The organism is Ruminococcoides intestinale, assembly GCF_040095935.1.
Taxonomy (GTDB): Bacteria; Bacillota; Clostridia; order Oscillospirales; family Acutalibacteraceae; genus Ruminococcoides; species Ruminococcoides intestinale.
Genome location: NZ_JBBMFQ010000001.1, coordinates 707,704 through 728,637 on the forward strand (window position 1 = coordinate 707,704; position 20,934 = coordinate 728,637).

Here is a 20,934-nt window from a genome sequence, read left to right on the forward strand (position 1 = left end):
AACAGAATATATTCGGGGGTTGTTTTATGTCTGATAAAAAACTACTTGCAAAGGCTGTTTTGTTTTCATCAGTATGCGGAATACTCATACTGGTAATTTTGATGTGTTTGCTTGCAGCCGTAATGATGTCATCGGGAGTAATTTCAGCAGATATACTTGTTTACTGTACGGTTGGCATGGTCGGTGTTGCAACGCTGATGTCGGGAATAATATCATCAAGAATTACAGGAAGTGCAGGTCTTGCGGTGGGTTCGCTGACAGGATTTTTTATTTTTCTTGTCATAACCTCTATTGCATTGATTTTTAACGGTGAGCCTATAACGATATTAACCCTGCTAAAACTGATGTCATCCGTTCTGGGAGGAGGAATAGGCGGAATTATCGGAGTTAACAAAAAGGAAAAAATAAAAATCAGATAAGATCGAGTAAGATATTTTACTGAAATTATGTTTTCGGCAGTTCGTTTAGGCGGACTGCTGTTTTTATGTCAGATTTAATTACAAATTAGAATTATTTTTTAAAAAATTGAAATATCTATGGTAAAACAGCTCGTAATATGGTACAATAATCCGGAGAATGAGATAGTGAGGGTTAATGACCTTGATTTAGATATAATATGAAAAATAAGGAAATGTTTAAGGAGTGTTAGTATGGCAAAAACGATTAAATTGCCGGCAGATTTAAGGGATTGGAAGGTTACTTCATTTGTTGGGGAAGACAACGGCTGTGAAGTTTACAAGGTATCAAGAAAGATTGATAAAAATACTGCTCAAAATGCGATTCTCAGACACGCATTTGTCGGCAAAAGCAATTATACCGATGAACATGCCGAGTATTTTACCGAAGAGGCTGATTTTATTGAATCGGTTAAGGAGCTTGACGGTGTTTCAAACTATCTGGATGTTTATGTTCAGGATAATCAGAACAAAAAAACCTGTGATTTGTACATATTTACAGAAGAACTCACAAGTCTTGAAGAACTTATGAAAACCAAAACTTTCGCTGAGGATGAAGTTGTTGATTTTGGTATTCAGATGAGTGAAATGCTTGAAACTTTGGAAGCAAAGAATATTTTTCACGGTAATATTTCGCCAAAGAATATTTTTGTAACCGCTGACGGAAGGTATAAAATCGGCGGATTTACAGATTTTGAAGGCAAGATTACGGATACCTCATTTGTTGCGCCTGAGGTTTACAAGCAGGAAAATGTTGACTATACAACCGACATTTATTCTGTCGGAATAATTATGTATGCAATGTGCAACGGCGGTAAAATTCCGTTTGAAAGTGATTCATGCGACAGAAAGAATGCCTGTGAAGAAAGATTTTCGGGCAAGGCTGTTACCGCTCCGTCTGAGGGTGACGAAAAACTCAAGAGTGTTATTGTAATTGCATGTCAGCCGAATAATGCAAACCGCTGGAAGAATGCAAGCAACATTAAAAATGCTCTCACATCTATCAAGACTGAAATAGGTACATCCTCCCCTGTTCCGAATCCCGATGTTGTTGTTCCGGAAAATACGGATTTTGACGGAAATGTATTTGAAGAATATGATTATGATGAATTTGAGGATACAGAGCCGACTGAACCGCAGGATAATTTTGACGATAAGGATGAGGTTCAGACAGTTGAGGACGCTGTTCTTGATAATGAATTTAAAGGTGGCGAACAGCTTGGCATTGCCGAAGTTTTAGCCGGTGAAGAATCACTGCCTGTTGACGGTAATGCTCCTGTAGATTCAGATGAAGTCAGTGAGTCTGATGCTGATGAAAACGGCGGATTTGAGGTTGTTGATGTTACAGACGCAGTTGATGAGCCTGAAAATCCTGAGATTAAAACTGACGAAGTATCAGAAGAAAAACAGCCTGAATTTGAAGATATCAGTTCCGTATCAAGTGAAGATGACAAGAAAGAACAAACTGTTACAGATAAAAAAGCTGAGGAATTTGAAGATGTTTCAAGCAACAGCGAAGTAGCTCCGGAAGTTCTTCCTCCTGTTACAAGCGTTGAAGTGTTTGACGATTACTCCGGTGCAGATCATAAAAATGTTCTTACAAGCAATGAATCAAGCAAGGACTACGGTGATTTCTTTGAGGACGAGCCGTCTGTTAAGCGTACTGACAATAAAGCTGACGATACTAAAAAAATTGAAGAAAAAAACGACTTTGACGATAACAGCTTTGAAGATAATGACAATGAATTCGGATATGCAGATGAAGAAGATAATAAAGAAAATGTAAAGAAAAAGAAGAATAAATTTATCATTATTCTATGTGCCGTTGTAATTGCCGCCGCACTCGGATTTATCGGTTTCTGCGTTTATAACGGTTTGTCAAATTCATCTACTGACAATAAAACTACTACAGCCGAAACTGCAACATCTGCCGAAGTAACCACACAGGCGCCAAGTACGGCGATGCCTACTACAGTTCCTGCTACAACGGAACAGGTTACAACATCTTCTTCATATAACAATGTTGTTCCTGTTGTCGGTTACGGTTACAGTTACGGTAAGAAGCTTCTTGAACAGGCTGGCTTTACCGTTGAAATTTCTGACTATGAATACAGTTATGATTATCCGGAAGGATATATTATCTCCCAGACTCCGGAAGGTGACACAAGCGCAAGTACAGGTACAGTTGTTAAACTTGTTATCTCAAGCGGACAGATTCAGAGAGAAACAGAAGCTCCTGCAACACAGGCTCATCAGTCATCAAATAGTCAGAACAGCTCATCGGGCAATTCAAATGCACAGTCATCAAGCAATACAAACACTCATAATAACGGCGGATTTATCTTCCCTAACAGCGATTCTTCATATCTCAGCAACGCACAGGTAAGCGCTTTGAGTGATAACGACTTACAGCTTGCAATTAATGAGATTTATGCAAGACGAGGCAGAATTTTTAAGGACGCAAGCCTTAATGCATACTTTAACTCACAGTCATGGTATGAGGGCAAATATACAGCCGAAGAATTTGAGAAGAATGTTAAATTTAATACTTACGAACAGAAGAATCTTCAGCTTTTGATTAACGAAAGAAGATCAAGAAAGTGATTTTTAAACAAGAAAGATAATGCAGAGGAGTTATTATGAAAGATAAAATATTAAACGCACTAAAAAGCAAGACCTTCTTTGCTTTGGCAATTAATATTGTTATTATGGCTTTGATTATAGGTGTTACTGCATTTTCCTATGACAGTGCTGACGATTTTTACAATTCTTTATATATCTGTCAGTATCATAACTATTACAATAATGATATTAACTACATTTTTGCGATAATTACCGGTTCATTGCAGTACATTCTTTTGAATTTTAACTGTTTTGTACTTTTTCAAATTCTTCTCTCCTGTGCCGCTTTTTCTTCTGTTACATTTGTTTTTGTCGATAAATTCGGAAAGCACAAGGCTTTCATATTCACTCTTGTGCTAAATATTTTGTTTTCATTTGACCATTATTCAAACATTCTAAGCAGTAAAACTGCAGCGTTGTTGCTTACGGCAGGGTTTCTGATGGCACTTAATGCAATCAGAAATAAAAGGTACTCTCTCCCGTTTTGGATTGGTGTACTTGAAGTTATATTCGGAACATTTTTATGTTTCAAATATTTCTTTGTGGGACTTGCATTTTTTATTACATTCTTCATCGGTGATATGATTGCAAAAAGAAAGTACAAGTTGCCGTTCAGAAAATTCTTCTGGTATTTCAGACCTTTTGTGCTTGTGTTTGTCTTTATTGTTCTTGTCGGCTGCGGTCTTGAATATTATTCATATTCGGTCAATAATGCAAATGCAGAAACTTCGGAGTTGTACAGATACAGCGTCCTTGCCGATAAGACCGATGATAATGCTTTTCCAAACTATTCCGATTACTGTGAGGAGCTTAATTCGGTCGGAATAAATTCGGCAAATGAGTATGAACTTTTTGTTGACGGATATTATGATGAAAACAACGGACTGAATACTGCTGCCCTTGAAAAGGTTGCGGATATTCAAAAACGAGAAAATCCGTATAATTTCTTTGATAATGCGGGTGCATTGTTTTCAGATGCATGGGGACATATTATAAATTTTGATTCATATCTTATTGCTTTTGCGGTAATACTTGCCGTTATGGTTGTTTTTGTTACCGTTCAGAAAAAAAGATTTGCCTTCTTCCCTGCTTTGTATTTTGCGGTGGGATTTGCGGCTTGTATGTATGTTCGTTATGCAATGGATTCTTCGGCATACACAATGTACGGTATTTTGCTGATGATTATTTCGTTTACAATGTATTCGTTTGATTTCGGTCATCTCAGAAAAGACGAATACAGCAATATTACAGATAAAAGCAGAAAAACTGTTCTTATTTCGGTTATTGTACTTGTGATATTAGGTGTGGCAAGCTGTGTATCATATTTCTTCCATATCACTCCTGTTTCATATGACAAAAAGCCGAGTGATCTTTATACTGAGGTTGACAGACATCCCGAAAATTATTATGTTCTCGATCCTGTAACAGCTAAAGAATACATTTCATATACCGATAACTATATTCATCCGCTGTGGGGATTTTCTTCCGATTTTCTCCATAATGTTGATGGTTTCGGCTATCTTCATCGGACAAATCAGCTTGTGAACCGCAACCTCTCAACAAATATTTATGAGGCGGTCGTTGACGGAAGAAATGTATATGTTATTGATAAAAAAATTACTTTTATCAAAGAAAATTATCTTAACCAATATTACGGCAAAAAGGATTCCGTCATTGTTTACAAGGATGAAAAGGAATTCAACGGATTTACAATTTACAGCGTAGACAGAGTTAAATAACATTAAAAGAGGATTGAACAATAAAAAGTTCAATCCTCTTTCTTGTTTATTACAGACTGCATATCTTCGGGAATTTCGGCAGTAACAGTAATGTATTCATTTTTTATCGGATGATAAAATTCAAGTCTTGCACAATGAAGTGCCTGCCTTAAAATTTTATCAAGCTTTCCGCCGTACAAGTCATCTCCCATAAGCGGATGCCCTAAATAAGCCATATGGCAGCGAATCTGATGTGTTCTGCCGGTTTCAAGCCACAATTCAAGCAATGTAAAATCTTTTGTTGCAACAAGCGGTTTGTAGTGCGTAACTGCTTTCATTCCGTCATCACGGACAATTCGCACCATTTTGGAATCATCACGCAAATCCATTGGCTTATCAACTACACCTTCAATATTTATTTCACCCTCGCATAAAGCGTAATAGACTTTATGCGTTTTATTTTTTACGGCATTGGCTGTAAAACGGTTTTTGGCTATGAGAACAAGCCCTGAGGTATCCTTGTCAAGTCGGTTAATTGCCCGAAATACAAACGGCTTGCCGTTTTGACTGCAATAGTACGAAACAATATTTGCAAGCGTATCGCTTTGGTGCTGCTTTACAGGATGAACAGGCATGGAATGCGGTTTGTTTACCACAAGAAAATGTTCATCCTCATATCTTATATCAAGTGTCCCCTTTGTTGGTTCAATTTCACATTTTTCATCGGGAATTGCAATTGAAACGGTTTTTCCGCTTTGCACACAGTCAATTGTTCTTAAAATTTTCCCATCCATCAAAATACCGTCTTTTTCTCTTTTCAGTCGTGTTATCATTCTTGCAGAAAGCCCGCATTTATCACGCAGAAATCTTTGAGCAAGCATATTGTCACATTCGTCAGGTACGGAAAAATACAGTCTGTCAGACATAAATCATCCTCCAAACAAAAAACAGAATTATCAGTTGAATAATAAATATTATCGGTATGCCGAGCATAAATTTAATGTGTCTTGTTTTGTGTCTGATTAATTGCATTGTAATGTACATTGCAACACTTCCTCCGAGTGCGGAGAGAATCAGCAATGTGCTTTCTCGTACTCTCCATTTGCGGTGAATTGCAAAGTATTTGTCACAGACTGTTACAATAATTGATATCAGGCTGATGATGCAAATGTATATGATGAAAATTTCCATGAGAACTCCAAAGGATGATTTGATTGAAAAACAATAAGATTGTTCCGATTATAGTATCTGTAATAGCTATGTTAAGCGTTATCTGCATAAGCTCATTTACAAGAGAAAAACCGCCCAAAAAGCAGAATGATATCAACAACATTGCAGCTTTATCATCAAAGGCAACCGCCGACACACCCGAAAGTGATGAAGAAATGCGTGGTGTGTGGGTATCATATATGGAGCTTTCTATGGAAAATGAAAGCTCAAAAACACAAAAAGCGTTTGAAGATAAATTTACCGAAATAGCACAAAAATGCTGTGAAAGCGGTTTCAACACGCTTATTGTACAGGTACGCCCCTTTTGTGACGCATTATATAAGTCAAGCTATTTTCCGTGGTCACATATTCTCACGAGTACGCAGGGTGAAAATCCTCAATATGACGCACTGCAAATTATGTGTGATATATGCAAAGAAAACAATTTGAAAATTCATGCGTGGATTAATCCATACAGAGTCAGTTCAAATGAAACTCCGAAAAAACTTTCAGACAACAATCCTTACATAAAGAATTCCGAAATAGGTATAAAAACCGATAACGGAATTTTTCTTGATCCGTCAAATGAAACTGCACAACAGCTGATTTGTGACGGTGTAAAGGAAATTGCGGAAAATTATGATGTTGACGGGATACAATTTGACGACTATTTCTACCCTACTGAGGATGAAAGTTTTGATAAAAAGCAGTATGAGGCTTATATTGAAAAATACGGTAAAGAGAACTCTATGAGTCTTGATAATTGGCGAATGCAAAATGTAAATACGCTGATTTGTAAGGTTTACAGAACAATAAAAAGTGTGGATTCGTCAGTTGAGTTCGGCATATCACCGCAAGGCAATATAGGTAACAATGACGGATTGTATGCCGATGTAAAATCGTGGTGTACCTGTAAAGGCTTTGCAGATTACATCTGTCCGCAAATTTACTTTAGCCTTGAAAATCCTGCTCTTAATTTTGAAGATTGCCTTAACAGCTGGACATCTCTTGATTTTGACGAAAATGTAAAACTGTATGTCGGTCTTGGCGGTTATAAGGCAGGTAACGGCGAATATGACGAAGAAACATGGCTTTTAAGTGACAGTATTCTTGCCGATGAATACGATATTTTGCGTAACAACAAATCTGTCAGGGGCTTTATGCTTTACAGCTATAATAGCCTTGAGGATGATACTGCAAAAAAAGAGATTAATAATCTGATTAACGCTTTAAACTAATTCAGCATCGCAGTAGTCATCAAATGATTTTGTAATTTTTACATCAATAATTTTACCGCAAAGACTTGTATCTTCGGAATTAATATGAACAGGCGTGTAGTTCTTTGTGTAACCCTCAAGATAACCGTGACGAAGTCTTTCAACGAGAACAGATTCACAAAGGCCAACCTGATCTTTAAGAAATTCCCTTCTGGTTTCATCGCAGACCTGCTCCATAATTTTGGCTCTCTGCTCTTTAATTTGCGGATCAATTTGATTTGGTGCTTTATCGGCAACAGTGCCTTTACGGCGTGAATACGGGAAGATATGCACCTTTGCAAAGCCGATTGACTTTACAAATTTTAGAGATGCGTTGAAATCTTCCTCTGTTTCACCTGCAAATCCAACCATTACATCGGTTGTCATAGAACTGTTTTCAAAAGCGTTTCTGAGATTTGTAACAATTTCAGCGTATTCTGAACAATTGTAGTGACGGTTCATTGCTTTGAGTGTGTTATCACAACCGCTCTGCAGTGAAAGATGAAACTGCGGACAGAACTTTGGCTGTGCGGCAAGACGGGCAATCATTTCTTTATCCATTCTTTCCGGTTCGATTGACCCGAGTCTTACACGGTCGATTCCGTCAACGGAACAAGCACATTCCACAGCATCTGCAAGATCAAAATCTTCGTCAAGACCGTAGGCGGAAAGGTTAATACCAACGAGAACAACCTCACGGTAACCGTTTGCGGCAACCTGAATAAGCTCTGCCTTTAAATCTTCAAGAGATTTTGAACGCACTCTGCCCCTTGCATACGGAATAATGCAGTAAGAACAAAATCTGTTGCAACCGTCCTCAATTTTAATGAAAGCTCTTGTATGCTCTCCGAGCGACGACACGGAAAGGTTTTCGTATTTTTCGCCTTTTCCGATATGCTCTGTTATATGAACAAATTTCTGTTTTTCTTCGAGAAACTTGTAAATTGAAGGAACGAGTTCGGCTCTCTTTGCATTGCCGAGAACGATATCGCAATTTGAAAAGTTCTCGCTTTCTTCGGGGAAAGCCTGCGGCATACAGCCGGTGAGAATAACAATTCCGTCAGGATTTTCACGGCGGACACGATTGAGAATCTTGCGGTTTTTTGCGTCACTTACGGATGTTACCGTACAGCTGTTAACGATTGTTATGTCTGCCCTGTCCCTGTCATCCGAGAGAAGAAATCCGTTCTTCAGCATATCTTCACGCATTGCCTGTGATTCATACTGATTAACCTTGCAGCCGAGTGTAATTATATTAAAATTCATTCACTAACCATCCTTTTTTGGGTAAATAGTTGAAATTGCAAAAATTCATTAATTCGTTGTTGATTTAGACAAAAATTAATGATAAAATATAAACAAGATGAACAATGGAGGTGAGATCTTGTTTTCTGTACCGGTTTCCGTTAAAAATAAAAAAGAAATGATCGATATGTTTGAAACTCTTGCTCACTTTCCGGATACAGTAATGATGCTAAGAAACGGCGATAATACTGTTGATGCTCATTCGTTGATGGGATTTTTTGCAATTGACGAAAAAATTCCGATTGAACTTCTTCTTGAATCAGAACCTGATGATAATCTCAAACAGGCGATTTCTAAATTTGCTTTTGTTAATGCATAAAAATAATATATACATACTGTTAAGCCCTATGACCAAAGTCATAGGGCCTTTTTGTTTGCGCTTTTAGTTATGAATTTTTGTCAACAACATGGAACTTTTTAAGGTTTCCTGTCTTTTCGCTTCTCTTGTCAAGTTCGGCAAGAACATCTTCAAGCGGAATGCCGAGCTTTACCATCATTACAGTAAGATGATAGATAAGGTCTGCAATTTCATAAACAGTTTCGCTGTTATCATCATTTTTTGCCGCAATGATTGTTTCACTGCACTCCTCGCCTACTTTTTTAAGAATCTTGTCAATTCCTTTATCAAGAAGGTAGCAAGTGTATGAACCCTCTTTTGGATTATCTCGTCTGTTTTCTACTGTAGCATAAAGTGCTTCAAGAACTTCTCTGTCGTTCATATTAAAATTCTCCTCATTTTAATTTTTTAAAAAAGCAGGAATGATTTCCCGTGTGGCAGGCCGCACCTGTCTGTTCAACTGTGATGAGCAATGTATCGTCGTCGCAGTCGGCATATATTTCAATTACCTTTTGTAGATGACCTGATGTTGCACCCTTGTTCCAAAGCTCCTGACGGCTTCTTGACCAGAACCATGTGTAACCGGTTTCAAAAGTTTTTTGCATACTTTCACGGTTCATATATGCAAGCATAAGCACCTCACCCGTTGACTTTTCCTGAATAATTGCGGGAATAAGTTCGGATTTTACAAAATATTTATCAAGATCCATAATTACCTCAGATTTTATTTGTTACTTCAATCGCCTGTTTCAAATTGAGCGAACCTGTGTAGATAGCCTTACCGCAGATTGCACCGTAGACATCGAGTTCTGCAAGATTAATGATATCTTTGAGAACTGCAACACCGCCGCTTGCGATAATATTACAGCTGACTTCGTGAACAAGGTCATTAAGCTGTTTAAGGTTAGGACCTGCAAGAGTTCCGTCCTGATCAATGTCTGTGAACACAATAGTCTTTACTCCGACATCTTCCATACGCTTTGCAAGCTCAATATAGTTGATTTCCGAATTGTCAATCCAACCTTCTGCACGAACCATGCCGTCCTTTGCATCAATGCCAACTACAATTCTCTCACCGTATTCTTTTACGGCATCAATAACAAGCTGCTGATTTTTAACTGCGGCTGAACCGAGAATAACACGGTTTATTCCTCTTGAAAGATAATATTCAACCGCTTTCATATCACGGATTCCTCCGCCGACCTCAACAGAAAGTCCCGAGGCTTTTGCAACATCCGCAATAAGGTCGGCATTAACAAGCTTTGCATCTTTTGCACCGTCAAGGTCAACCATATGCATCCACTCTGCACCTGCGTCAGCAAAGCCCTGAGCAGCAATATACGGGGACTCTGCTACCTTCTGAACGGTTGCATAATCGCCCTTGAAAAGACGGACACAATTGCCGTCTTTTATGTCAATAGCGGGTAAAATAATCATTATAACACTCCTTTAGTAGAAAGAAGTACATTTGAAGAATTTTGCTTTACTGCAAGGCGGAGTGCGTGTGCGCAAGCCTTGTACAAAGCCTCTGTGATATGGTGAGAGTTGTCACCGTAAACAGATTTGAGGTGAAGTGTGATTTGTGCGTTAAATGCAAATGCACGCATAAATTCTACTGTCATTGAACAGTCGTAGCCGCCGCATCTTTCCTGCGGAAAATCAGCGTCGAATACAAGATAAGGTCTGCCGCTGATGTCAACAGATGCAAACGCAAGCGCTTCGTCCATAGGAACATAAAAACTGCCAAATCTCTCAATTGACTCTTTGGTTGAAAGAGCCTCTGCAAATGCTTTGCCGAGAACTATACCTGTGTCTTCAACGGTGTGGTGCTCGTCAACATAGAGGTCACCTTTTACCGAAACCTCAAGTCCGAATCTGCCGTGAGTGGCAAACGAATTGAGCATATGGTCAAAAAAGCCTATGCCTGTATCAATTTTAATATCGCCGCCGTCAAGATTTAGTTTTAGCTTTATGTCGGTTTCCTTCGTTTTACGCTCAACATATGCACTGCGCATATAATCACCTCGATAAATAAGTTTTAATGCAACTTATCAGTTCTTCGTTTTCTTCTTCTGTGCCAACGGAAATTCTGATGTAATCGCCCATAAAACGGATTACAATTGAATTGTCCTTGAGATAGTTCCACAAGTCTTTGCCGAATGATGTTTTAACAAAAACAAAGTTTGCACAACTGTTGTAAACCTTAAAATCATCGGAAAGAGCGGACAACTCCAATAAGTCATTATACAGCTTTTCTCTGTTTCTGACAATTGTTTTCTGCCTGTTTTTGAGATAATCTTTATTTTTATATATTATACTGCCGACAACCTGAGAAAATGTGTTCACATTGTACGGAGATTTTACCGCTTTTACAGCTCTTGAAATTGTTTCATTGGCAACGGCAAAACCGAGTCTGAGTGCCGCAGAGCCTACTGCCTTTGATGCGGTTCTGAAAATAATGAGATTTGAATACTTTTCAACCTCATTTATTAGACTCTGATCCCAGAAATCCATATATGCTTCGTCAAGAATTACAAGTGCATTTACGCTTGTAACAAGTCTGCGTGCATCTTCGGCGGTCATACCCTGCCCTGTCGGATTGCATGGGTTTGAAAAGAGTAGAAGTTTGATATTGTCACGATTTACCTTTTCAATAAGTGCATCCGTATCAATTGAAAGGTCGTCGGATTTGATAAATGTGTCACATTCAACCTCACAGATTGATGAATAGAATTTGTACATTGAAAAATCGGGAGCAACGCAAAGCATCCTGTCCCCTTTTTCCATAAATGCGGCTTCAATCAAAAAGATAAGTTCATCTGAGCCGTTGCCTGCGGTTACATATTTTGGATTGATTCCGTAATAATCCGCAAAAGCCGTAACAACCTTTTCCGCAAGCGGATCGGGATAGCGGTTGAAATCAATTGTATCAATTGCATTTTTGATTTCTTCTTTGATGAAATCAGGATAATTTTCGGGACATTCGTTTGCATCAAGTCGAATTTTATATGTACCGCTGATTGGTTCATACGGTTCAAGTTCACGGATTTTTTTGTTTAATTCATAAGACATTGCATAACTTCCATTCTTATTTCATATCAAAACGCACTTTAATTGAATTTGCGTGTGCTGTAAGTCCTTCTGTTTCTGCAAAGCGAACTACATCTTCGGCGTCTTTTCTCAAAGCGTCTTCCGTATAGTAAATAAAGCTTGATTTCTTTACAAAGCTGTCTACCGAAAGAGGTGAGAAAAATCTTGCCGTGCCGCTTGTCGGAAGAACATGATTAGGACCGGCAAAATAGTCGCCCAGAGGTTCGGGACTGTAGTTGCCGAGAAATACAGAGCCGGCATTATCAAGCTTGCCGACATACTCCATTGGGTTTTCACAACAAACCTCAAGATGTTCGGGAGCAAGCTCGTTAGCAAATTCAATTGCCTGTGACATATCACTGCATACAATAACTGCACCGAAATTGTCAACCGATGAACGGATAATATCTTTTCTTGAAAGAGCGGTCATCTGCTTTTCAAGCTCTGTTTCAGTTTCTTTGGCGAGTTCTTCGCAGTCGGTAAGCAGAATTGCAGACGCAAGCCGGTCATGCTCTGCCTGACTCATAAGGTCTGCGGCAAGGAATTTTGGATTTGCAGACTTATCGGCAATGATGAGTATTTCACTCGGACCGGCAATCATATCAATGTCAACTGTTCCGTAAAGAAGTTTTTTTGCTGTTGCAACAAAGATGTTGCCGGGTCCTACGATTTTGTCAACCTTTGGTACGGATTCTGTACCGTATGCAAGTGCGGCTACTGCCTGTGCACCGCCCATAAGGAAGATTCTGTCAACACCTGCTACCTTTGCGGCGGCGATGATATTCGGATTTGGTGTACCGTCCTTCTGAGGAGGTGTACACATAATAATTTCCTCAACACCTGCAATTTTAGCGGGAACTGCGTTCATAAGAACTGATGAGGGATATGCTGCAGTGCCGCCCGGAACATAGATACCTACTCTTTTAAGGCCTCTGATTCTCTGTCCCATCATTACGCCGTTATTCTTTGTTGTGAGCCAGCTTTGCTGAACCTGTCTTTTATGGAAGTCTGCAATATTTGCGGCTGCCTTTTTGATTGTTTCGAGATAATCCTTATCGCATTTTTCAATAAGGCTGTCGATTTCATCGGAAGTGATTTCTACCTTTTCAGGTGCTTTTCCGTCAAATTTAACGGTATATTCCTTTACGGCTTTATCACCGTTTTCTGCAACATTTTCGATGATTTCCGAAACAATCGGAACTACATTTTTATCTGAATTCTGCGCTCTCTTTTTGAGCAAATCAATAAATTCATATTCGTTTTTTCCGTCTGCTACAACAGTTGTAATCATTTTGTGACAGCCTCCAGTTTCTTCTGCAATTCTTCAATTTCAGCCTTGCGCAGTTTAAGACTTGCCGTATTGGCAATAAGTCTTGCTGAAATATCACATACCCATTCAATTACTTCAAGTCCGTTGGCCTTGAGCGTTGAACCTGTTTCTACTATATCTACAATACCGTCTGCAAGACCTACAAGAGGAGCGAGTTCAACCGAGCCCTCAATCTTAATGATTCTTACATCCATATTTTTATCGTCAAAAAATGCCCTGGTTACATTGGGATACTTTGACGCAATTGTCTTTGTTTTGTAACCGCCGTAAAAATCGGAGTCCTTTTTTGTAGCAAGAGCAAAACGGCACTTACCGAATCCTAAGTCGAGAAGTTCATAAAAAGATGAACCGTTTTCAAGAATTGTATCCTTGCCAACGACACCAAGGTCACACACACCGTGCTCAACATATGTAATTACATCTGCGGCTTTCGCAAGCACCACTTCAAAATCATTGTTGCCGATCGGAAGAATAAGCCTTCTTCCCTTGTTTTTCACTTCATCACAATTATATCCGATTTTTTCAAGAAGTTCAATTGTGGTCTTTTCAAGTCTGCCCTTTGTCAGAGCAATTCTTAATGGTTTCATATTTAATCCTTTCCGACAGCTTGATTATATACTTTCAACTTTTGCAATTCCTCTTGATTTTGCAAACTGTTCTGTTTCTTCAAGAGTTTCAAGTACGCTGAACTGTGCATTTATTCCCTTTTCGTTAAGCTCGTCAACATATCTGAGAGCCTTCATTTCATGTCCGTTTTCTGCAAAAACGAGAACATCGGGATTATCTGAATAATTTACATCATCATCGGAAAGATGTTTCATTGTAATTGCATCTGTATCAATCGCAAAGCCTGCCGCACCCATAGGAGCGTCAAATTCGCTGAGAAGATCGTCATATCTTCCTCCCGAAATAACAGCGTCACCGATTCCGTTAATATACCCTGAAAATACGATTCCCGTATAGTAATCGTTTCTCTGAACAAGTCCGAGGTCAATGATAAGCTTGTTGCCGAGTTCAAGCACGGAAAGTTCTTTATAGATTGAGTGGAGATAATCAAGAGCGTTTTCGGCGCCTGTACCTTTGCAGATGTCATATGCCTCATCAAACACTTCTTCACCGCCGAAAAGTGACGGGAGCAAACGGATTGCGGAAACAGTCTTGCAAGGCTTGAGTTTGTCAAGAAGATTGTTAAGCGCCGAGTAGTTTTTACTTTCGATTGATACTCTGATTTTTTCTTTGTAATCGTTATCAATATCGAGTTCTTTTGACAGAGCATTGAATACTTCGGCGTGTCCGAGTTCAATTCTGAAATCATCAGCAACGGCTGAAATGCTTTTTATTGCCGAGGTGAGAATTTCAAGGTCGGCTCTCTTTCCTTTTGCCCCGAGAAGTTCAACACCCATCTGAAGAAATTCGTTTCTTCTTCCTGCAAGTGACGGATTGTTGCGATATACTGCCTGCTTGTAGTAAAGTCGAACAGGAAGTGTATTGTTTTTAAGTCTTGTAGAAACCATTCTTGCAATCGGCAGAGTGGAGTCAGGACGGGCAACAAGAAGTCTGCCTTTGTTATCGGTTGTCTTGAACATTGATTCCTGCGAGATTCCACTTGACGGAATTGAGAACACATCATAGAATTCAAGGGCAGGAGTTATTACCCGTTTAAATCCGCCTTTGACAAATACCTTTTCAATGCTTGTGCAGATATAATCCATAGCGGAACATTCGGCGAACAGAAAGTCCTTTGTTCCCTCGGGAGTCATTTTTAAATTCTTTTTCATAATTACCTCTCAACGCTTTAGTGTGTTAATACGGTAATATACTAACACACTAAACTTGATTTGTCAACACTATTAAGATGAAACGAAAATTTTACGATTATTCATTTGTATTTTCTGAGGATTCGTCTTCATCATTTGTTTTGTTACGGTTGATGAATTTCATAAGTTTTTCTCTATGCTGCATTTCTTTTTCTTCACGAAGTTTTTTCTGCTCTGCGGCAATTTTGGTATAGTTAAGCACCTCAAAATCAAGAGCCTCCTGAGCAATTCTTCCCTTTGAGTCAATTTTGTTTTTAACTCTCTTGCCGACAAGAGCATAGATTACAGCATAGATTGGTGTGCCGAGAATAAGACCGAGCACACCGAACATTCCTCCGCCGACAATTACGCTGAACAGTACCCAGAAGCTTGAAAGACCGACCTGACTGCCGATAATCTTCGGCTTGAAAAGATTGCCGTCAAGCTGCTGAATTATAACTATAATGATTATGAAAATAATCATGTAAATAGGATCAATAAGCAAGAGGATAAAAGCACTCGGAATTGCACCGATGAACGGTCCAAAGAACGGAATAATATTCGTTACACCGATAAGAACCGCAATAAGCGGTGCGTACGGTAATTGACAAATTGACATTGTAATGAATGTGAGAACACCGAGAAAAGCCGCATCAATGATATCGCCAACGAGAAAACGACCGCATTTTGTATCTGTAATATCAACAATTTCATAAATCTTAGGAAGATACTTTATCGGAATAAAAGCAACAGCAAGCTTTTTTATCTGACGGCAAAGTGTTTCCTTTGCGGCAAGGAAGTAAACTGAAATAACGATTCCGAGCAGGAAGTTATACACACCGTTACACGTAGACATAATTGCGCTGAATACGGCATTTGTAGAGTTGCCGAGAAAACTGGTGATATTGCCTGCCGAAATAAAGTTTGTAATATACTTGAAGAAGTTGTTTATTACTTCACTTGCGTCAATTTCCATACTGAATGTATGGTTAATCCAATGCACCACTGTTTTTGTCATGTCAGAAAGTACGCCTGCATACTGCGGCAGGCTGTTAATAAGACTGAACAGGCTGGCTGCAATCTGCGGAACTACAATTGAGATTATAACGACAAAAATTGCTACGACAATTGCATAGGTTATAATAAGCGCAAGGGGTTTTCTGAAGTTAGCAAGGAATTTTCGCTTTCGCCCCATTCTGCCGAAAACTTTGGAGTAGAAAAATTTGTAAGGATAGTTAAGGATGTAAGCAAAAAGAAATCCGATTGCAAACGGAGTGATTATGCCTGTTATCCAACCGATTGCCGACCACACAACATTCATATTATCTTTTACAAGTAAAAGAAATACTGTAAATGAAATGCAAATCAGCAAAGTTTTTAGCGAAAGCAGTTTTTTCATTTAGACAACTCCTTAAAATAATGACATCTGTGAGCTTTCAGGCAAATCCTTGAGGACTCCGACATCTTTCAGTGTTTCAATAACAGCCTTAGTAACCTTTGTTTTTATCTGCATATCTTCAATTGAAAGATATTCTGTGTGCTTGCCCGTTTCTGCGAGTGAATCTGCTGCGGCGCCGCCTACACCGGGTAAGGATGAAAACGGAAGTCTGATTTTTCCGTCCTCTACCTTGAACATTTTAGCCTCAGATTTGTAGATGTCAACAGGAAGAAATTCAATTTTTCTTGCCATCATTTCGTTTACAATCTGCAAAGTCTGGAACTCTGCTTCATCCTTGGCTGTGGCTTCGTGAACACTCTGTTTTTGTTTTATGTTGTTCATCTTGTCACGGACAGCCTGATGTCCCTGCATGGCAATTGCACCGTCAAGATTTTCACTTCGTACGGTAAAGTATGCCGCATAATATTCAACGGCCTTGTGAACCTTGTACCAACCGAGTCTGAGCGTTGCAATCATATAGGCTGCGGCATGGGCTTTCGGGAACATATACTTAATTTTCATGCATGAATCAATATACCATTCGGGAACATTGTGTTCACGCATAGCCTTGAAGTGTTCTTCCGTAAGAAGTTTTGTTGCGTTACCTTTACGGACAATCTCCATTATTTTGAATGCCATGCCCGGTTCAAGACCTTTGTGCATAAGATAAGTCATAATCGAGTCACGAGTACCGATTACTTCCGAAATTGTACAGGTTCCGTTATGAATAAGTTCCTGAGCGTTTCCGAGCCATACATCGGTACCGTGCGAAAGACCTGCAATCTGCAAAAGGTCGGTAAATGTCTTTGGCTGTGCCTCAATGAGCATTCCTCTTACGAAAGACGTACCGCATTCAGGAAGGCTGAATGTACCGGTTTTTGAGTCGATATCCTCCTCAGTAACTCCGAGTGCTTTCGGAGAAGTAAACAGCGACATAACCTCGGGATCGCTCATTGAAACCTTCATTACGGGGATACCTGTGTAGAGTTCAAGATAATGATAGATTGTCGGAACATCGTGTCCAAGCTCATCAAGTTTTGTGATTGTATCATGAATTGAATGGAAGTCGAAGTGGGTTGTAATGTTATCTGAGTTCACATCATTTGCAGGATGTTGAACAGGGCAGAAATCGTAAACATCGTTTGTTCTCGGCACAACAACCATACCGCCGGGGTGCTGACCTGTGGTTCTCTTAACACCCGTACAACCGATTGCAAGACGCTTTTCCTCAGCCTTGTGCATTACAAGACCTCGCTCCTGTGCAAACTTCTTAACGAAGCCGAGTGCTGTTTTTTCGGCTACGGTAGAAATTGTTCCCGCTTTGAACACATTATTCTTACCGAAGAGCTCTTCCGTGTAACGGTGAGATTTTGACTGATACTCACCGCTGAAGTTAAGGTCGATATCAGGCACTTTGTCACCCTTAAAGCCAAGAAATGTTTCAAACGGAATTTCGTGGCCGTCCTGATCCATAAGAGTACCGCATTCGGGACAGTTTTTTGGGGGCATATCAAAGCCTGAGCCGTAACTGCCGTCTGTGATGAACTCGCTGTGTTTGCAGTTTGGACATACATAGTGCGGACAAAGCGGATTAACCTCCGAAATACCGGACATAGTAGCTACAAAAGAAGAACCTACCGATCCTCGAGAACCGACAAGATATCCGTGTGCCTCACTGTCTGCAACAAGCTTTTGAGCAGTCATATAAAGTACAGAGAATCCGTAGGTTGTGATTGAATTAAGTTCCTTGTCAAGTCTTGCCTTTACGATTTCAGGCAATGGATCACCGTATTTCTCTTTTGCTCTTTTCCATGTAATATCAATAAGCTGTTCCTGTGCGCCCTCAATGTTAGGCGGGAATGTACCCTTTGGAATAGGTCTGATATATTCGCACATATCAGCGATTTTATTGGGATTTTCTACTACATACTCATAGGCTTTATCCTTGCCGAGCCATTCAAATTCCTTGAGCATTTCAGCAGTTGTTCTGAAATAAAGCGGAGCTTGCTGTTCGGCATCTTTAAAGCCCTGACCAGCCATAAGAATTTTTCTGAATTCGGAATCTGTCGGATCCATAAAGTGGACATCGCAGGTTGCGCATACAGGCTTGCCTAGTTCTTTTGCAAGCTTAATTATTGTACGGTCAATTTCATGAAGTTCGTCAACAGAATTAAATCTGCCGTCACGAATCATAAAGCTGTTGTTGCCTGCAGGCTGAATTTCAAGATAATCATAGAATGATGCAATCTGTTTGAGTTCGCCCCACGGTTTACCCTCAAGAATTGCCATATAAAGCTGACCGGCACAACAAGCTGAACCGATTATGAGTCCTTCTCTGTACTTCACAAGCTCGCTTTTCGGAATTCTCGGCTTTTTATAGAAATAATTAAGATGACTGTAAGAAATAAGTCTGTAAAGATTTTTAAGACCTGTTTTATTCTTTACAAGAATAATCTGATGATAGGTCGGAAGCTTTTTAAAATCTCCGCCTGCTATCTTTGTATTAATGTCGTTTGTTTTTGTTATACCGTAATCATCTGTAAGTCGCTGACAGAGATTTATAAAAATTCTCGCAAGCATTTCGGCATCATCGGTTGCTCTGTGATGATTGAAGTCACCGAGCCTTAAAAATTTTGCAACCGTATCAAGCTTGCAGTTCTTGATATCTGTAAGAATCGCTCTTGAAATTGCAACCGTGTCGATTGAAGTATAGTTATATTCCCTGCCCATATCTTCACAGGCTTTTGCAATGAAGGATGTGTCAAATGGAGCATTGTGAGCAACAAGCACATTGTCACCGGCAAATTCAAGAAATGCACCAACCGCCTCGCTCTGTGACGGAGCATCCTTTACCATATCATCGGTAATGCCTGTAAGCTGAGTAATTTTCTGCGGAATCGGCATTTCGGGATTTGCAAAGGTTGAAAAAGTATCGGTGATGACACCGTTTTCAACCTTGACTGCGCCGATTTCGGTAATCTTGTCACGGGCGGCTGAAAGACCTGTTGTTTCAATATCAAAGCAGATGAATGTGCCGTCAAAACCTGTGTCGGCATCACCTTTTACAGACTCAACAAGGTCATCCATAAAGTATGCCTCAACACCGTAGATGATTTTAATTTTCTCTTCGTCTTTGTTGATTTTATCTGCGGCTTTCATTGCATCGGGAAAAGCCTGTGCGACACCGTGGTCAGTAATTGCAACGGCTTTGTGTCCCCACTGATAAGCACGGTTTACAAGGTCACCTGCCGATGTTACGGCATCCATCTGCGACATATTTGTATGCATATGAAGTTCAACACGCTTTTTCTCGGCATTATCAACTACTTTTACTTTTTGAGCCGTACCGATTGAACGGGCATTTACAACAAGTTCGCCTGCATATTTATCGTACTCAACATCACCCTGAACAACGATTGTATCGCCTTTTTTAATATTATCAATTACGGCTGATTCCTTGATTGAATTGAATACTTTGGCTGTTGTTGAGCCCGTATAATCGGTTATGTCTATAGTGAAAATATTTTTGTCACCGCTTTTAGTGACTTTCTTTTCAATATCAAACACATCGCCCCATACCACAATTCTTCCCGAATCACCTGAGATTGAAGAAATGGGAATCATTTTTCCCCTGATTGAACGACCGTATAACGGACGGATTGAGGACTGAATAATCTGCGGTGTTGCAAACTTGCCCTCTCGAACTTCAATTTCCACAGTAGTGTTTTCAGCGTGTTTTTCTTCTCTCTTTTCTGCTGTTTCAACCTCTTCCTGATAGAATTCAGCGGCTTTCTGAAGATTTTCTCGGTTGATTTTCTCCTGAGCGTCCTGAATAGCGGCTTTGTATTCTTCGCTGTTTTCTTCAACCTCAAAGGTTCCGGTATAATTAACGGAAATGTAAAGATTGAATTCTTCCGAAACGAGTTTTATAAGTGCTTTGTCAAAGCCTTTACTGTCAAGGAGAGTTTTTCCGCCGTTAAGAAGATTTATCGTAAGCGTATTGTTTTCAAACCTAACCTCAGCATTGTTGAGAGTTCCGTTAATACTCGGAATATCTCGCCTTACGGCTGCGTATAGCTGAGGAAAATAATCAGCAGAAAACAACTCTGTCGGAAAATGCGGTTTTATTACAGTATGATACGCAAGTGTCTTGGTAATCAGCTTTTCCGTGTCAAAAAGCGTATTACGCTCAACGAGCCCGTTGAATTTTACTGCTAAAGTAATCAAACGGGCTTGTTTGTTAATATTAAGTTGTGTCAGTTCTCCCTGTGAAATCTGTTGCGACAGTTTAATGTCGAATTGGGAGTCAAAGACTTCTCCTAATGTTTTCATATATGTCCTTCTGTCATATTACAGCAAATGTATTTTGACTGCTGAT

18 protein-coding genes are annotated in these 20,934 nt (G+C 39.6%); 5 read left to right on the top strand and 13 right to left on the bottom strand.

What is annotated here, in order from left to right; all coding sequences use genetic code 11:
• Positions 1 to 26 precede the first annotated feature (26 nt).
• The 3 genes from WMO31_RS03380 to WMO31_RS03390 all read left to right on the top strand — a co-directional run bounded on the left by WMO31_RS03380 (position 27) and on the right by WMO31_RS03390 (position 4,816).
• Positions 27 to 419 (top strand): TIGR04086 family membrane protein, encoded by a 393-nt coding sequence (locus WMO31_RS03380; RefSeq protein ID WP_367999197.1) that lies wholly within the window; start codon positions 27 to 29, stop codon positions 417 to 419.
• A gap of 231 nt (positions 420 to 650) precedes the next feature.
• Positions 651 to 3,059 carry a YARHG domain-containing protein gene (locus tag WMO31_RS03385; protein ID WP_367999198.1) on the top strand — a complete coding sequence of 803 codons (2,409 nt, stop codon included), beginning with the start codon at positions 651 to 653 and terminating at the stop codon, positions 3,057 to 3,059.
• Positions 3,060 to 3,094: 35 nt separating this feature from the next.
• Positions 3,095 to 4,816 carry a hypothetical protein gene (locus tag WMO31_RS03390; protein WP_367999199.1) on the top strand — a complete coding sequence of 574 codons (1,722 nt, stop codon included), beginning with the start codon at positions 3,095 to 3,097 and terminating at the stop codon, positions 4,814 to 4,816.
• 29 nt (positions 4,817 to 4,845) lie between these two features.
• On the opposite strand, the gene WMO31_RS03395 is transcribed toward WMO31_RS03390, so the two are convergent.
• Positions 4,846 to 5,721: an RluA family pseudouridine synthase gene (locus WMO31_RS03395; protein WP_367999200.1), complete on the bottom strand. Its 876-nt coding sequence runs from the start codon at positions 5,719 to 5,721 to the stop codon at positions 4,846 to 4,848.
• Positions 5,714 to 5,986 carry a DUF1294 domain-containing protein gene (locus WMO31_RS03400; protein ID WP_015523875.1) on the bottom strand — a complete coding sequence of 91 codons (273 nt, stop codon included), beginning with the start codon at positions 5,984 to 5,986 and terminating at the stop codon, positions 5,714 to 5,716. The genes WMO31_RS03395 and WMO31_RS03400 overlap by 8 nt, the downstream gene beginning before the upstream one ends.
• 23 nt (positions 5,987 to 6,009) lie before the next feature.
• On the opposite strand from WMO31_RS03400, the gene WMO31_RS03405 reads away from it, so the two are divergent.
• Positions 6,010 to 7,242, top strand: a complete 1,233-nt coding sequence (locus WMO31_RS03405) for a glycoside hydrolase family 10-like protein (protein WP_367999201.1) — start codon at positions 6,010 to 6,012, stop codon at positions 7,240 to 7,242.
• On the opposite strand, the gene mtaB is transcribed toward WMO31_RS03405, so the two are convergent.
• Positions 7,234 to 8,526, bottom strand: a complete 1,293-nt coding sequence (gene mtaB / locus WMO31_RS03410) for a tRNA (N(6)-L-threonylcarbamoyladenosine(37)-C(2))-methylthiotransferase MtaB (RefSeq protein ID WP_155131156.1) — start codon at positions 8,524 to 8,526, stop codon at positions 7,234 to 7,236. The genes WMO31_RS03405 and mtaB overlap by 9 nt on opposite strands.
• Positions 8,527 to 8,644: 118 nt before the next feature.
• On the opposite strand from mtaB, the gene WMO31_RS03415 reads away from it, so the two are divergent.
• Complete coding sequence (locus tag WMO31_RS03415; RefSeq protein WP_021883058.1) at positions 8,645 to 8,884, top strand: hypothetical protein; 240 nt, start codon at positions 8,645 to 8,647, stop codon at positions 8,882 to 8,884.
• A 67-nt stretch (positions 8,885 to 8,951) separates the two neighbouring features.
• Here WMO31_RS03415 and hisE read toward each other — a convergent pair whose 3' ends face one another.
• The 10 genes from hisE to WMO31_RS03465 form a co-directional block, all read right to left on the bottom strand.
• Complete coding sequence (gene hisE, locus WMO31_RS03420; protein WP_046432104.1) at positions 8,952 to 9,284, bottom strand: phosphoribosyl-ATP diphosphatase; 333 nt, start codon at positions 9,282 to 9,284, stop codon at positions 8,952 to 8,954.
• A gap of 13 nt (positions 9,285 to 9,297) precedes the next feature.
• Positions 9,298 to 9,612 (bottom strand): phosphoribosyl-AMP cyclohydrolase, encoded by a 315-nt coding sequence (gene hisI, locus WMO31_RS03425; protein ID WP_278475693.1) that lies wholly within the window; start codon positions 9,610 to 9,612, stop codon positions 9,298 to 9,300.
• Between the two features lie 7 nt (positions 9,613 to 9,619).
• Complete coding sequence (gene hisA, locus WMO31_RS03430) at positions 9,620 to 10,339, bottom strand: 1-(5-phosphoribosyl)-5-[(5-phosphoribosylamino)methylideneamino]imidazole-4-carboxamide isomerase (protein WP_367999202.1); 720 nt, start codon at positions 10,337 to 10,339, stop codon at positions 9,620 to 9,622.
• Positions 10,339 to 10,917 carry an imidazoleglycerol-phosphate dehydratase HisB gene (gene hisB / locus WMO31_RS03435; protein WP_021883055.1) on the bottom strand — a complete coding sequence of 193 codons (579 nt, stop codon included), beginning with the start codon at positions 10,915 to 10,917 and terminating at the stop codon, positions 10,339 to 10,341. The genes hisA and hisB overlap by 1 nt, the downstream gene beginning before the upstream one ends.
• Positions 10,918 to 10,921: 4 nt before the next feature.
• Positions 10,922 to 11,974 (bottom strand): histidinol-phosphate transaminase, encoded by a 1,053-nt coding sequence (gene hisC, locus WMO31_RS03440; RefSeq protein WP_117968005.1) that lies wholly within the window; start codon positions 11,972 to 11,974, stop codon positions 10,922 to 10,924.
• Positions 11,975 to 11,990: 16 nt separating this feature from the next.
• Positions 11,991 to 13,283 carry a histidinol dehydrogenase gene (hisD, locus tag WMO31_RS03445; RefSeq protein WP_101069578.1) on the bottom strand — a complete coding sequence of 431 codons (1,293 nt, stop codon included), beginning with the start codon at positions 13,281 to 13,283 and terminating at the stop codon, positions 11,991 to 11,993.
• Positions 13,280 to 13,909, bottom strand: a complete 630-nt coding sequence (hisG, locus tag WMO31_RS03450; protein ID WP_021883052.1) for an ATP phosphoribosyltransferase — start codon at positions 13,907 to 13,909, stop codon at positions 13,280 to 13,282. The genes hisD and hisG overlap by 4 nt, the downstream gene beginning before the upstream one ends.
• Positions 13,910 to 13,933: 24 nt before the next feature.
• Complete coding sequence (gene hisZ, locus WMO31_RS03455; protein WP_367999203.1) at positions 13,934 to 15,100, bottom strand: ATP phosphoribosyltransferase regulatory subunit; 1,167 nt, start codon at positions 15,098 to 15,100, stop codon at positions 13,934 to 13,936.
• A gap of 97 nt (positions 15,101 to 15,197) precedes the next feature.
• Positions 15,198 to 16,517, bottom strand: coding sequence for an AI-2E family transporter (locus tag WMO31_RS03460; protein WP_293639736.1), 1,320 nt, complete (start codon positions 16,515 to 16,517; stop codon positions 15,198 to 15,200).
• Between the two features lie 12 nt (positions 16,518 to 16,529).
• The gene (locus WMO31_RS03465) at positions 16,530 to 20,888 is read right to left on the bottom strand and encodes a PolC-type DNA polymerase III (protein WP_367999204.1); all 4,359 of its coding nucleotides are present in this window, start codon (positions 20,886 to 20,888) and stop codon (positions 16,530 to 16,532) included.
• Positions 20,889 to 20,934: the final 46 nt, after the last annotated feature.